The following is a 13,252-nucleotide window of genomic DNA, read 5'->3' on the forward strand; positions in this document are numbered from 1 at the left end:
AGCGGACCTGGCCGCGATGGGGCGCGCCGCGGCCCCCAGATTGCACTGGCTCAGACATTTTGGGGCTGCTGCGCAGCCCATCGCGGCCAGGTCCGCTCCTACAGGATGGTGTGCTAGTCGTTATTTACCCGTCCACTCAGCCACGCGCTCCGGGTGCTTGGCCACCCAATTTTTGGCCGCCGCTTCAGGCTTGGCACCGTCCTGGATCGCGAGCATCACTTCACCGATCTCGTCTTTGTCTTTCCACGAGAATTTCTTCAGGAAGGCCGCCACTTCAGGCGCCTTGGTGTCGAGCTCCTTGCTGCCGATGCTGTTGACGGTTTCAGCCGCGCCGTACACGCCTTTCGGGTCTTCCAAAAAGCGCAGTTTCCACTTGGCGAACATCCAATGCGGCACCCAGCCAGTCACGGCGATGGACTCGTTCTTTTTCTCCGCACGGGTCAGCTCGGCGATCATCCCCGCGCCGGAGCTCGGTTGCAGTTTGTAGCTGCTGAGGTCGTAATCCTTGATGGCTTGCTGGGTCTTGATCATCACACCGGAGCCGGCATCGATGCCGACGATTTTGTTCTTGAAGGTGGTGTCGCTGGCGAGGTCCTGGATGGAGTTGGCCTTGACGTACTCCGGCACGATCAGGCCGATTTTGGCGTCTTTGAAGTTGGGGCCGTAGTCGACCACTTTGTCCTTGTTCTTGGCCCAGTATTCACCGTGGGTGACTGGCAGCCAAGCCGAGAGGATGGCGTCGAGTTTGCCGGTTGCCACGCCCTGCCACATGATGCCGGCCGCCACCGCTTGCAGTTTCACGTCGTAGTTGAGCTTTTGCTTGATCACTTCAGCCGCCACATGGGTGGTGGCGACACTGTCGGACCAGCCATCCACGTAACCGATGCTCACTTCTTTGGCTGAGGCCGTTGCTGCGCTCATCGCCAGTACCAGCGCAGTGCCCGCCCCCAGGAGTCGTCGCATTTTCATCCAGGCATCCCCTCGTCACTTCACGGAAAGTGCGGTGCCAGGCGGCTGCCTGGCACATCGCGTGTTGTTCTGGTGCACGGCGCCTCCATCACGCCCACTGCCAAACCCTGCCCGATCACCAGCGGAGTACTGATGGCACAGATCATCAACCCCGAAAGCCCCGCGCCCTGCTCTGGCAGCGACCTCGAAACATCGAGAAACGACGTCACATCGCCAGCAAGGCCAATCAGTGCCGGGGCTGTCCACACGTCCGCCCGAACTTTGCATGCCAATGCTCAAGGCCGGGGCATTTGCAGGTAGTATTGGCGGCTTTGTTCCTACACGGCCTGATCCATGCCTACGACCGCGCGCTTCCCCGTTGTGCCTTACCTGTTCGCCTGCCTGCTTGGCCTGCTCGCCCTTTCTGGCGTGTGGTATGGGCTGGGTAAACCGGTGGTGTTGCCGGACGCCGCCAGCGCCTCGCACAAGCTGCAATGCGCGTCTTACACGCCGTTCGACAAGGACCAATCGCCGTTCGACCAACCCTTCAAGCTGCGCCCGGAGCGCGTCGACGCGGATTTGGCGCTGCTGTCCCAACGCTTCGAGTGCATTCGCACCTATTCCATGACCGGCCTTGAAGAGATCCCCGCGCTGGCCCGCAAGCACGGCTTGAAGCTGATGCTGGGCGCCTGGGTCAACGCCAACCCGGTGGACACCGCCAAGGAAGTCACGGCGCTGATCGCCTCAGCCAATGCCAACCGGGACATCGTCACCTCGGTGATCGTCGGCAACGAAACGCTGTTGCGCAAGGAAGTCACCGGTGCCCAGCTGGCCAAGCTGATCGAGCAGGTGAAAAACGAGATCGAGCAGCCGGTGACGTATGCGGACGTCTGGGAGTTCTGGCTGCAATACCCGGAAGTGGCGCCGGTGGTGGACTTTTTGACCATTCACCTGCTGCCGTACTGGGAAGATGACCCCAAGAGCATCGACGACGCCCTGGCCCATGTGGGCGAGATTCGCCAGGTGTTCGGCACCCGCTTTGCGCCCAAGGACATTGTGATTGGCGAAACCGGTTGGCCGAGCGAAGGCCGCCAGCGCGAGACCGCCCTGCCGAGCCCGGTGAACGAGGCGCGGTTTATCCGTGGGTTTGTCGCCATGGCTGAACAGCACGGCTGGCATTACAACCTGATCGAAGCCTTCGACCAACCGTGGAAGCGCGCCAGCGAAGGTGCGGTGGGCGGTTACTGGGGCCTGTATGACGCCGACCGCCAGGACAAGGGCGTGCTGGAGGGGCCGGTTTCGAATCTGGCGTTTTGGCCGCAATGGCTGGCGGCGTGTGGCGCGCTGTTTATCACCACGTTGATCTTCGCCGGCCCCGTGCGCAGCACCCGCGCTGCGCTGGCGTTGCCGCTGCTGGCAGCGCTGGGTGCGGGGAGTTTGGGGCTGTGGGGTGAGCTGACGCGTATCACCAGCCGCTTTGCCGGTGAATGGTTGTGGGCGTTGCTGCTGGTGGGCTTGAACCTGCTGGTGCTGGCGCATGGCGCGCTGGCGTTGAGTGCCCGCCAGGGCTGGCGCGGGCGGGCCTTTGCCTGGCTTGAGGCACGCGCTGGCTGGTGGTTGGCGGCGGCGGGCTTTGCCGGTGCCGTGATGATGCTGGCGCTGGTATTCGACCCGCGCTACCGCAGCTTCCCGAGTGTGGCGTTGTTGCTGCCGGCGGTGGTCTACCTGGTCCGCCCGGTGCGCGTGCCGCGGGCTGAGGTGGCGTTGCTGACGTTTATCATCGGCGCCGGGATTGCACCGCAGCTGTTTCGCGAGGGGCTTGAGAATATGCAGGCCTGGGGTTGGGCGGGGGTGAGTGTGTTGATGGTGGCGGCGCTGTGGCGCAGCTTGCGGGTGCGGTAAGGGTTGAGATTGCCGGGGCCGTTTCACGGCCCATCGCGGCCAGGTCCGCTCCTACAGTTCCTCGGCCAGACCGATATACAGATCGTGTAGGAGCGGACCTGGCCGCGATGGGCCGCGAAGCGGCCCCAATGCTAAGCCGGCAAAACAAACCTCGCTTCCAATTTGTTAAGCAATTCAAAAGTGTTCATATACCGAACACCAAACATCTCACACACGTTCGGAATGATGAACTTGCGCTTGGTCTCCAGGTTGAGCACCTCATGGGTCACCACCGCTGGACCGGTCGAGTAGGTGCTTCATTCCATTAGTTTTCTGGCATAGGTCTGAAGGTTAGCCGGCTGCACTCCGAGCAATTTGCCCGCATCGCGTAGCAGCATCCGGCCGCTCATGGTTTGCGCCAACACCGCCCTGCTGAAACGGGCGCTGTTCTTGGCAACGGCGGTGCGGTAATAACTGCCGCCCGCGCCTACCCTTTCTTGAAACGCCTTAAGCACCTGTTGGTAATAAGCGCCGTATTGCTCAGTGGTGATATACCCAAGATCACGAGCACGCCGGCCAATGACCAGCGTGCTGACATGGAAGCGGCTCGCTAAGGGCGGCAAGTTTTCTTGCCAATCAATATCAGCATTCCAGACCTTGTGGAACTGCGCCTCAGGCACAAGAAACTCACCCGCTACGGCATTGCAAAACACCTCTTCACTGCGCCCCATTGGCGTGCCGCCGTCGGAAATACCGCTGCTACCCATCCAGATATGCGCCAGCTCATGAATGAGTGTGAACAAGCGTGCTGTATCGGCATCAGCGCTGTTGATGAACACCACGGGCGCGATCGCATGACTGACCGCAAACCCACGAAACTCGCCAACATCCAGCTTTCGGTGGGTGTTGCCCAAGGCTACGCCGCTGCGCATGACCAGAATGCCGGCCGACTCCGCAGCCTCTATCAGTGCGCGCATATATTCGTCATATTTGAGGCGCGCTGCGCCGGGATAGACGCCATCTAACGTGCGCAAATCCGGAAGCGGCAGCTGCTCAACAGGTGGCTCTTTGAGGAAGAGAAATCCGAACGGAACGTGGGCAATGGAAGCCCAGTGCTGAGCTTGCTTGAACGTCGGCTGGCTCTGCCCGGCCTCCCATTCCTTCACTCGCCCCGGCTTGACGGGCAGCTTTCTGGCGACATCCTCGGTCGACAGCCCGGCGCGCTGGCGAGACCAGGACAGGATGGCAGGGTTAACAAGGGCTGCTTGGCTCATGGGGGAAGTGTGGACCACAGTATTGGAAACGGCTATCGGCGGGTGTAGGTAAACTAGACGGGGGACCTGGCAGCGTCAATCCGGCTGAAATGAGCTGGAACAACATCGACGTAGCGGATACTGGCCCCCGCTTCAAATCCACACCGCATCCCAAAGCGGATAATCCCCCAGTCGCTCAACCAATTTCCCTCGCAATGGATTAGCAACCACATAGCGCGCGATAGCCAACAGATCCTCTTCTGCCCGCACCGCTCGATCATGAAAACCATGCTGCCAAACGGCTCCATTAATCCGGCGTTTGGCATTTATCGCCCGAGCACTGCAAGCCTTGACCTTTCCAACCAAGTCAGACAACGAACCCGACTCCAAGCTCAATAACCAGTGGAAATGATCGGGCATCACGACCCACGCCAGTGACTCGGCACGACCTTGCTCCTGAGCCGTCCTGAACTGAGAGACCACAAGCCGGCCCAAAGCGAAGTCGGTGAAGATGGGGGTGCGTCGCTCGGTGGTTGTGGTCACAAAATAGACTCTGCCTGTCTCGCTGTAGCGGCCAGTGCGTAGTCGGGAAGCGTGCATAGATGGGAAGACTCGAAAAACGATGAGACTTCATACGGTAGACAGGGAGGTGGGTGGCTGTTCGGGGAATGTTTGGCTGGAGATTTCGGTGGCCTTTTGAATGTTGGGGCTGCTGCGCAGCCCATCGCGGCCAGGCCGGAACGCCGGACCGCCGCTCCTACATAGTCCGTGTTCAACCACAACAACACCGACCCGCCCGGTTAATTCGTGTTCGAATTTGAAATACAAAATACCGACCGGGCCCAGAATCTGTAGGAGCGGACCCGGCCGCGATGGGCCGCGCAGCGGCCCCAAAATCTACCTGACACCCCTCAACACCGAAGCAGTCGCAGACAGGCTGGCAGATGGCTATTCGGGAGATGTTTGGCTGGAGATTTCGGTGGCCTTTTGAATGTTGGGGCTGCTGTGCAGCCCATCGCGGCCAGGTCCGCTCCTACACGATCCGTGTTCAACCACAAACGACCGACCCGGCCGGCCGATTCGAGTTTGAAATACAAAATACCGGCCGGGCCCAGAATTTGTAGGAGCGGACCCGGCCGCGATGGGCCGCGCAGCGGCCCCCAAAATCTACCTGACACCCCTCAACGCCGAACCAACCGCAACCCCGCAATCACCACCGCAAACACCGCCAAACTCACGCTGTACAACACCAACGCCGGCACCGCCACCAACAATGCCACCACCGCCAACCACCACCCCAGCTTCCCTGGCGCCACAAACGCCACCACCGAAGCCACCAACCCCGACCAGGCAATCACCCGAAAGTGAATCATCAACCCCAGCCCCGAACGCACCTGGCATTCCCAGCGCGTGGCCGCGTCCATGCAGGCGCCGACCCATTGAGGGTCTTCCATCAAGGCATATCGCAACCCATAGCTCGCCGCCAGCCACAACGGCAGCACCACAAGCAAGGCAATCAGCGGCAAACGGCGAGACATGTCGCACTCCGGTCAACAAAACGGCCAGCATAAGCATCCCGCCCGTCGATGCAAGGCAAAACCACTCCACCCGACTACTTCGGGTCAAGAAGCTGCTACCTTCAAACAGGCAAACCAGAGCCTTTAGGCCACTAAATACAGGGCCGCCGGGCACTTTGAGGTGCCGCGGGTGGTCTGAGCCTGCGTACATCACTTTTGGCAATTGCCTTTTTTGGGGACACCGTCATGCTCCGAACCCTACGCCTGGCTGCCTGGCTCGGCGCCTCGATCCTGAGTGCATCCGTGTCGGCGGTGGAAGTGGATGCCGCCAGCTACGGCTTTCCGCTCACCAATCCCTTCGAGGCCACCATCGCCTCGACCCCACCGGAATTGCGCCCGGAATTGCCCCGCGATGAAGACATCGACCAGGCCGACTACAGCCTCAACCTGCGCCCCGAACGCGACTTCGTCCTGCCCGACAACTTCTGGGCGGTAAAAAAGCTGCGCTATCGCCTGGCCAAGCAAGACCACAATGCCCCGCTGATCTTCCTGATCCCCGGCACCGGCGCGCCCTACACCAGCAGCCTCAACGAATACCTGAAAAAGCTCTACTACAAGGCCGGCTACCACGTGGTGCAGCTGTCATCGCCCACCAGCTTCGACTTCATCAGCAGCGCCTCGCGCTTCGCCACCCCCGGCATCACCAAAGAAGACGCCGAAGACCTCTACCGGGTGATGCAAGCGGTGCGCGCCCAGCACCCGAACCTGCCCGTCAGCGAGTACTACCTGACCGGCTACAGCCTCGGCGCCCTGGACGCGGCCTTTGTCGCCCACCTGGACGAAACCCGCCGCAGCTTCAACTTCAAGCGCGTGCTGCTGCTCAACCCGCCGGTCAACCTCTACACCTCGATCAGCAACCTCGACAAACTGGTGCAAACCCAGGTCAAGGGCATCGACAACACCACCACCTTCTACGAGCTGGTGCTGGCCAAGCTGACCCGCTACTTCCAGCAAAAAGGCTACATCGACCTCAACGACGCCCTGCTCTACGACTTCCAACAGTCGCGCCAGCACCTGTCGAACGAACAAATGGCCATGCTGATCGGCACCTCGTTCCGCTTCTCGGCAGCCGACATCGCCTTCACTTCAGACCTGATCAACCGCCGCGGCCTGATCACCCCGCCCAAGTTCCCGATCACCCAAGGCACCAGCCTCTCGCCGTTCTTCAAGCGCGCGCTGCAGTGCGACTTCGACTGCTACATCACCGAGCAAGTCATCCCCATGTGGCGCGCCCGCACCGACGGCGGCAGCCTGCTGCAACTGGTCGACCAGGTGAGCCTCTACGCCCTCAAAGACTACCTGCACACCAGCAAGAAGATCGCCGTGATGCACAACGCCGACGACGTGATCCTCGGCCCTGGCGACATCGGCTTCTTGCGCAAGACCTTTGGCGACCGCCTGACCCTGTACCCGTACGGCGGGCACTGCGGCAATATCAACTACCGCGTCAACAGCGACGCCATGCTGGAGTTTTTTCGTGGCTAGGACGTCAACCTACTCTCTGTTTATCGCAAGCCTGTTGTGCGCTGGCAGCGCCCTGGCCGAAAACACCGTCACCCCGGGCGCCACGGCACTGCCACAATCGCGCGGCGGCGAAGCCGTGAACGTACCGGCACCGACAACAGTACCGCCACGCACCGTGGGCGCCGATGGCTTCACCGACCCGCTCAAGCAACTCAAATTCAACCCTGGCCTGGACCAACGAGAGTTCGAGCGCTCAAGCCTGACCGCGCTCAACGTCTACGACCCGCTGGAGTCGTGGAACCGGCGCGTGTACCACTTCAACTACCGCTTCGACCAATGGGTGTTCCTGCCGGTGGTCAACGGCTACCGCTACGTCACCCCAGAGCTGCTGCGCAAAGGCGTGAGCAACTTCTTCAACAACCTGGGCGACGTCACCAACCTGCTCAACAGCCTGATGCAGCTCAAGGGCCACCGCTCGCTGGACACCACCGTCCGCCTGCTGCTCAACACCACCGTCGGCATCGCCGGCCTCTGGGACCCGGCGGCGATGATGGGCATCCCGCGCCAGGCCGAAGACTTCGGCCAGACCCTGGGCTTCTACGGCCTGCCCGGTGGCCCGTACCTGATGCTGCCGATCCTCGGCCCATCCAACCTGCGCGACACCGGTGGGCTGGCGGTCGACTTCAGCGCAGAATCGGCGATCAACTTCCTCAACGTCTCGCAAGTGAGCAGCGACCACCCCGAACTCATCGCACTGCGCGCCGTCGACCGGCGCCACTCCACCAGCTTCCAATACGGGCAACTGAACTCACCGTTTGAGTATGAAAAAGTCCGTTACGTGTATACCGAAGCGCGCAAACTGCAAATCGCCGAATAAACCCGAGCGATCAAAAAATGCAATCAACACCTATAACGCGACAATAGCCTGACGCCAACTTCAAACCCTTCGAAACACCCGCCACATCAGGAGCTCTATGGGCTCCTGAGCCTTTAAATACAAGGCCTTCAGCCAAAACACCCACCCCACGCAGAAAGCACTCAAGTGCCTGTTGGCACGCCCTGCCCCCCCGCTGATAAAACGTAATCAGCCCTATAACAATTCGTTCAAACGGCAAAAATTTATCCCTTCTTAAGTACTACCAACGGGCCATTTCCGCCCGCCAAACGAGAGCGCTTTTTACTCCAATAACAACATCTTGAACTCCTCCTGATAAGACGGTGACGCTCATGATCAACATCATGACCCTCGTGTTTCTAGGAGCTTTAACTGCAGGATGCAACGGTCTGGTAAAACCCGAGATTGTAGGCAGTGCCAGCGACTCCTGGTTCCCGGTTCATTCAGGCTTTCCGCTTCCGTACGTCTTCCTCGCCTCGGCCGTGCAGTGGAACGAAGACTACGCCGTCACCGCCGGCCACATCCCATTCATCACTTATGTGCAACACGCGTGCAGCACCGGCTGCGACCTGGTGTTCTTCAAACACAAAGCCCGCGGCCGCATCCCCAACTGGCGCGCGCCCAAACCCGGCGAAAGCATCACCGCCGCAGGCTCCAGCCCCTACCTGGCCAGCGCCGTCGGCCGAGGCCGGGTGTATTCCACGCCCTTCTTCAACACCAACGACAACAGCGGCGACCGCTACGCCATCCACGACGCGCCACTGATCAAAGGCATGTCCGGCGGCCCGGTGATTGCGGCCGACGGCAGCGTGCTGGGCATCAACATCGGCTACCACAACATCACCGCCGAAGAGCAAAGCAAACACCCCGGCATCAAGGATGCGCAGCGTATCAGCGTGTTCTTGCCGTATGCGGTGATCCAGCGGGAATGGGTGATCTTGCAGGCGAAGTTGAATATGCCGAAGAGGTCGAAGTACGCGGTGAAATAAAAAAAGGTTCATCGCGCAATTGCGGGATAGCCACATCGAAACCACACAGATCCAAAGCCGAACAAACAAGGCTGACAACTCCAAATTCACAGGCCATGGCTCGTTGCAACAAATGTGGGAGCGGATTTACCGGAGCGCCGGACCGCCGCGAAGCGCCGCGCGGGCGGCGCGCGATTTCGGCAGCGCCGGAAAACCCAAGGCAAGCACTTGGAAGCCTTGATACGGTCCTCAGGCAACCTTCTGCATTCTGATGGAGGAGGCGAGGAGGCCTGACAGCAGATCGTATGAGCCGTGGGAGGTGCCTGCCTTGATTTTTCCACTGTTCTTGAAATCGAGCGCCGCCCGCGCGGCGCTTCGCGGATAAATCCGCTCCCACATTTGTTGCAACGTGCCATGGCCTGTGAGATTGGGGTTGTCAGCCTTGCTTGTAGGGCAGGAGATCGCGGTGACGCAGGGCAAAATAAAAAAAAGCCCCACGGCGTGCGACCTGTGGGGCTTTTTCAAATCAAAGCAGACCTCTACCGTTGACCCGCAGGGGCCAAAGCCCCTTTTTTCAAAAGCTTGGCCGCGACACGGAAGAGGTCGGGCATATCCAATCGGCCGTCATTGCGACGGAACATGACCCCGATCTCCTGCAGCATGCTGAAGATCTCATCTTCCTTTTGCTGCGCTTTGCTTTTGAACGGCAATAGATACTGACGCTGCTCGGCGTCAGCAATCAGAGCTTTGACGGTCCCTGCTTTTTTCCAGACGTCATATACAATCTTTTCGTCTTGAGGCAGCAACAGCCCCGCCAAGGGTGCCAAAACTTTTTTGATCCATGGAAACTCCAGTTGCAGCTGGTCAACCCGTGTTTTGGAAGCCTCCCGTAAACCGTGCCGAATACCATCGGGCATCAATGCCTTGTCGAGCGGAACCGCTCCGAATTTAGCCGCCGCATTCATCAACCCCAGAAAGCTCCTGGGCGTGACTTCCGCATGAGCATCGGATGTATGCCGCAGAGGCCATTCATAGGTGCCGCCCTTCTTGAAGGCATAACTTCCCGTCCCCCTGAACTGCCCGGCCAGCTCTGTCATCAATCGTTTCTGGTCGCCTTCGTTGTGAACAGGTGACCAACGACGGGTCAGAATCGATTTGCGATCCGGCTTGGCAAGCCCCTGCGCCTGCAACAGATTTTCGAACGCCTTTTTAGCGTCTGACAAGGTGGAAGAAGCGAGCCTGGAGTAAAGCAAGCCGTACAAATCGGTCCATGACCACGACAACCTGACCGCTCCCGTGCGCAGCTTGGGAAGCTCGACAAAGCGCAAACCATCGTCTTCGATCTGATCCGGCCGCAAAAACAGTTTGACCCGTATCGAACGAAAGGCACGCATTGCCCAAACCACCTCAAGCAATGCCTCGGTCAGCAAACGTCGGCGTGGCCAAGTCCGTGCCACGGTGTCCAGTGCGTCATAAACAATCAGTAACGTCTTGCCCTCTCCTTCGAGGCGCTGTTGGTGACCAATCAGCAGGTCTTCTCGCTCCTCCCAATCCAGACCAGCCTTGATAAACGTGCCGGGCCGGCTTCTGGCCTCCCCTGCCGACTGGGCTGCGGCGCTCAGAATGGTTGCCCACCAAAAATCCTTGGCTTGCTTCAACGTCGCCTCATCAGGCACGTACTGATCGATGGCTTCCTGGGATATGCCACCGAGCCCGCCAACCCCGGTGTAACCAAAATGAACCAGCAGATCGGCCAACCCCAGCTTCGGGTAAGCAATTGCCGCCTCCTTCAAGGTAGCGGATTGCCCCAATATGCTGGACCAGAAGCTCTTGCCGCTTCCACGCGAGCCCACCACGATAGGAATCTCTGGGTCCAGTGCTACCGCATGCTTTTCCGGAGCGAAGACGTCTTCGATCTTGGCCACATGGGCGCCGACCGCATCATTGGACAGATCGCCGGGCAATGCAGCGATAGCACTGCGGATAGCGCGAAAATCATCGTGAGTGAGATCCATTATTCAATCCAGGTATACGGGCAGACTGGCGATAACCTTGTCCAGTAATGGCTGATAGGAAGAGGAATAAAGACTTTTTTCAATTAAATCCCGCCGGGCTTGTGGGTTGAAGCTTTTATAACGTGAGTCATCGAGGACAGCGATCGGCTCCAGGTACGTCGGCTCTTCGGCTGGCAACACCGCCTGGTCCGGGAGATCATCGTTCCATTCCAGATCATCGAAACTGCTGAGTGCGTCCGGCTGATCCACACTCGCCATACGATCAGCCGCCAGGCCAAGACCGAGCATGAGGTTTTGACAACCCTCGACAAACTGCTGACGAAGCTCTGAATCGGCGGGTGCCTTGCCTTGCACGATGGTTAACCGGTTGAACCATCCAGACTGTTGAATGCCACCATTCAACCGTGCGATATGAGACAACAGAATCTTGAAACCTTGATAAGTCTGCGGTTCATCCAGACCGAACAAAAATACCTCAGCGCCCAACCCCAGCAACGCACCGGCAGTGGTTTCGTGCAACCCGGCGCGTGCATCCACCAAAATCACATCGTACCGACGAGGGTCAGAGAACCTGTCGATCAACGCACAAATCTGATCCAGAACCGAAATGGCCTCGCCTTGCTCATTGATATCTTCGGCATATGCCCGGGCAATCTTGGCCAGCACATCGGCAGGGTTCGACAACGAGCGCCGCCCCAGCACAGGCATGACGTCGATTCGCCCATGATTACCAGCCAGCGGCGAAGGGCCGATCATGTCTGCCAAAAATGTTTCGTCCAGGGGGGCCAGGCCGTTCTCGACCAAAGCGTCCAGCAAACCGAATTCAGGCAGCGTGCTGTCATCCAGCAATATGGCGCCAAGCCCCGGGGCTTCGATATCAAGATCAACCACCAGGACCTTAAGGCCTCTGGCGGCCAGATCGGCAGCAACAACCGAGAGCGCCGTGGAGCGCCCGACGCCGCCCTTGATACTCGAAAATACAAAGCGTGGCGGGGGTGAAGCCTGCTCCGAAGGCCTGCGCAACCAGTCAGCCCCGACCAGACGGCGATCAATCATACGGATAAGGTGGCCGCTGACCTTGAAGGTGATGAGGGTAGTGTCCGTCAGCAGGCTTGCAACGCCATACTCGGTTTTATCCGCCACCAATCGATCAGTTCGAGCGTAGGCCCCCAGCGCCTCTTCGAGTGCAGTCGTCAGCTGGGCCACGGCTTCTGGCGTCAAACTGTCTGCACTGAAAAAAGCCAGACGCCCTGTGGTGTCACGCAATACCACACCTTCAGCCAATGCGGTTTCGCCGAGTTGATCGCAAACCACCGAAACCAAACGCTCCAGGCTGTCGTCGAAATAAGCGCGCATGTGATGACTCCTCACGTATCGATAGAACCGACGACATCTACGGCTTGCGACTTCCACTTATCAAGCAAGCGTCGGTATTTGGCTTCCCTTGCTATAGCGCATGGTGATGTCCCATTCCGAAAAGAAATGGTCTCGCTCGATAAAGCGTCGCAGGTCCGTGGTATTTCGCCCCGTCAGCCTATCGCGCAGCAACGTCTTCAACTCAGGGAAATGGGAGAAGTAAGGGTCTCTTGTACCCGCAGCGGTGGTCGGAATACCACACTGCTGCATGAGCGCCTTCACCGCGCATTCGGCAGCGATGCCATAGAGGTAGCCGGCAACGTCTCTGCGTGAAGTGCCATCCAGCGTATTGGCCGCTTCAAGATGCCCGTGCGGCCGCCTTCATATCCGCAGAATAAGCCATCGCGATTCCTTTCTCGCCCAGACAAAATGAAGCGCACCTTACAATGTTCAGCGCTTTGAAAGCCACCGTGGGCCGCAACGCAATATTACTGAGGGAAGGCCTTCGCCGCTCCATTCCTGTCGCTCCAGCGCGGAGTGCTTTTGATTTTTGCCGGAGCAAGGCTTGCCCGCGATGGCATCACCGCGGTCCCACTGATACACCGCGTCGCCTGCATCGCGAGCAAGCTTTGCCCACGCCGATCTCCATTCCTGTCGCTCCAGCGCGGAGTGCTTTGGATTTTTGTGGGAGCAAGGCTTGCCCGCGATGGCATCACCGCAGTCCCACTGATACACCGCGTCGCCTGCATCGCGAGCAAGCTTTGCTTTCACGCCGCCATTCCTGCCCGAAATTGCGCGCGGTGCTTTTGATCTAGATGTAGGAGCCGGGCTTGCCCCAATGCCCGTCAGTTAAGTAACTGAACGACGCAACCCTTGTAGGAGCGGACCTGGCCGC

Annotated in this window: 13 protein-coding genes and 1 pseudogene; 4 read left to right on the plus strand and 10 right to left on the minus strand. The window is 59.4% G+C overall.

Annotated features, from left to right (window positions below; translation table 11 throughout):
* Nucleotides 1-120: 120 nt before the first annotated feature.
* Together GUY40_RS27555 and GUY40_RS27560 are read right to left on the minus strand one after the other, a co-directional pair.
* Nucleotides 121-969, minus strand: a complete 849-nt coding sequence (locus GUY40_RS27555) for a glycine betaine ABC transporter substrate-binding protein (protein ID WP_166572064.1) — start codon at nucleotides 967-969, stop codon at nucleotides 121-123.
* A 20-nt stretch (nucleotides 970-989) separates the two neighbouring features.
* On the minus strand, nucleotides 990-1,217 hold the full coding sequence (locus GUY40_RS27560) for a hypothetical protein (RefSeq protein ID WP_166572065.1): 228 nt from the start codon (nucleotides 1,215-1,217) through the stop codon (nucleotides 990-992).
* 85 nt (nucleotides 1,218-1,302) lie between these two features.
* Between GUY40_RS27560 and GUY40_RS27565 the strand changes: the two genes are divergently transcribed.
* Nucleotides 1,303-2,850 carry a beta (1-6) glucans synthase gene (locus GUY40_RS27565; RefSeq protein ID WP_166572066.1) on the plus strand — a complete coding sequence of 516 codons (1,548 nt, stop codon included), beginning with the start codon at nucleotides 1,303-1,305 and terminating at the stop codon, nucleotides 2,848-2,850.
* A gap of 131 nt (nucleotides 2,851-2,981) precedes the next feature.
* Here GUY40_RS27565 and GUY40_RS27570 read toward each other — a convergent pair.
* The 4 genes and pseudogenes from GUY40_RS27570 to GUY40_RS27585 form a co-directional block, all read right to left on the minus strand.
* Nucleotides 2,982-3,137, minus strand: a pseudogene (locus GUY40_RS27570) (DUF4411 family protein); the annotation flags it as partial.
* A gap of 9 nt (nucleotides 3,138-3,146) precedes the next feature.
* Nucleotides 3,147-4,103: an ImmA/IrrE family metallo-endopeptidase gene (locus tag GUY40_RS27575; RefSeq protein WP_166572068.1), complete on the minus strand. Its 957-nt coding sequence runs from the start codon at nucleotides 4,101-4,103 to the stop codon at nucleotides 3,147-3,149.
* 132 nt (nucleotides 4,104-4,235) lie between these two features.
* Nucleotides 4,236-4,682 carry a transposase gene (locus GUY40_RS27580; RefSeq protein ID WP_166572069.1) on the minus strand — a complete coding sequence of 149 codons (447 nt, stop codon included), beginning with the start codon at nucleotides 4,680-4,682 and terminating at the stop codon, nucleotides 4,236-4,238.
* A gap of 581 nt (nucleotides 4,683-5,263) precedes the next feature.
* Nucleotides 5,264-5,620, minus strand: a complete 357-nt coding sequence (locus tag GUY40_RS27585) for a hypothetical protein (protein ID WP_166572070.1) — start codon at nucleotides 5,618-5,620, stop codon at nucleotides 5,264-5,266.
* Between the two features lie 225 nt (nucleotides 5,621-5,845).
* Between GUY40_RS27585 and GUY40_RS27590 the strand changes: the two genes are divergently transcribed.
* The 3 genes from GUY40_RS27590 to GUY40_RS27600 all read left to right on the plus strand — a co-directional run bounded on the left by GUY40_RS27590 (nucleotide 5,846) and on the right by GUY40_RS27600 (nucleotide 9,007).
* A complete protein-coding gene (locus GUY40_RS27590; RefSeq protein WP_166572071.1) occupies nucleotides 5,846-7,144 on the plus strand; it encodes a serine/threonine protein kinase in 1,299 nt (432 codons plus the stop codon).
* On the plus strand, nucleotides 7,137-8,000 hold the full coding sequence (locus GUY40_RS27595) for a VacJ family lipoprotein (protein ID WP_371924973.1): 864 nt from the start codon (nucleotides 7,137-7,139) through the stop codon (nucleotides 7,998-8,000). Before GUY40_RS27590 ends, GUY40_RS27595 begins: the two co-directional genes overlap by 8 nt.
* Nucleotides 8,001-8,350: 350 nt before the next feature.
* The gene (locus tag GUY40_RS27600; protein ID WP_371924974.1) at nucleotides 8,351-9,007 is read left to right on the plus strand and encodes a serine protease; all 657 of its coding nucleotides are present in this window, start codon (nucleotides 8,351-8,353) and stop codon (nucleotides 9,005-9,007) included.
* Nucleotides 9,008-9,235: 228 nt separating this feature from the next.
* Here GUY40_RS27600 and GUY40_RS27605 read toward each other — a convergent pair whose 3' ends face one another.
* The 4 genes from GUY40_RS27605 to GUY40_RS27620 form a co-directional block, all read right to left on the minus strand.
* On the minus strand, nucleotides 9,236-9,511 hold the full coding sequence (locus GUY40_RS27605) for a hypothetical protein (protein WP_166572072.1): 276 nt from the start codon (nucleotides 9,509-9,511) through the stop codon (nucleotides 9,236-9,238).
* Between the two features lie 14 nt (nucleotides 9,512-9,525).
* Entirely contained in the window at nucleotides 9,526-11,001 is a 1,476-nt protein-coding gene (locus GUY40_RS27610) for a hypothetical protein (protein ID WP_166572073.1), read from the minus strand.
* Between the two features lie 3 nt (nucleotides 11,002-11,004).
* On the minus strand, nucleotides 11,005-12,357 hold the full coding sequence (locus GUY40_RS27615; RefSeq protein ID WP_166572074.1) for a KGGVGR-motif variant AAA ATPase: 1,353 nt from the start codon (nucleotides 12,355-12,357) through the stop codon (nucleotides 11,005-11,007).
* Between the two features lie 450 nt (nucleotides 12,358-12,807).
* Nucleotides 12,808-13,128 carry a hypothetical protein gene (locus tag GUY40_RS27620; RefSeq protein WP_166572075.1) on the minus strand — a complete coding sequence of 107 codons (321 nt, stop codon included), beginning with the start codon at nucleotides 13,126-13,128 and terminating at the stop codon, nucleotides 12,808-12,810.
* Nucleotides 13,129-13,252: the final 124 nt, after the last annotated feature.

This window comes from Pseudomonas sp. R5(2019), assembly GCF_009905435.1.
In the GTDB taxonomy this organism is placed as follows: Bacteria; Pseudomonadota; Gammaproteobacteria; order Pseudomonadales; family Pseudomonadaceae; genus Aquipseudomonas.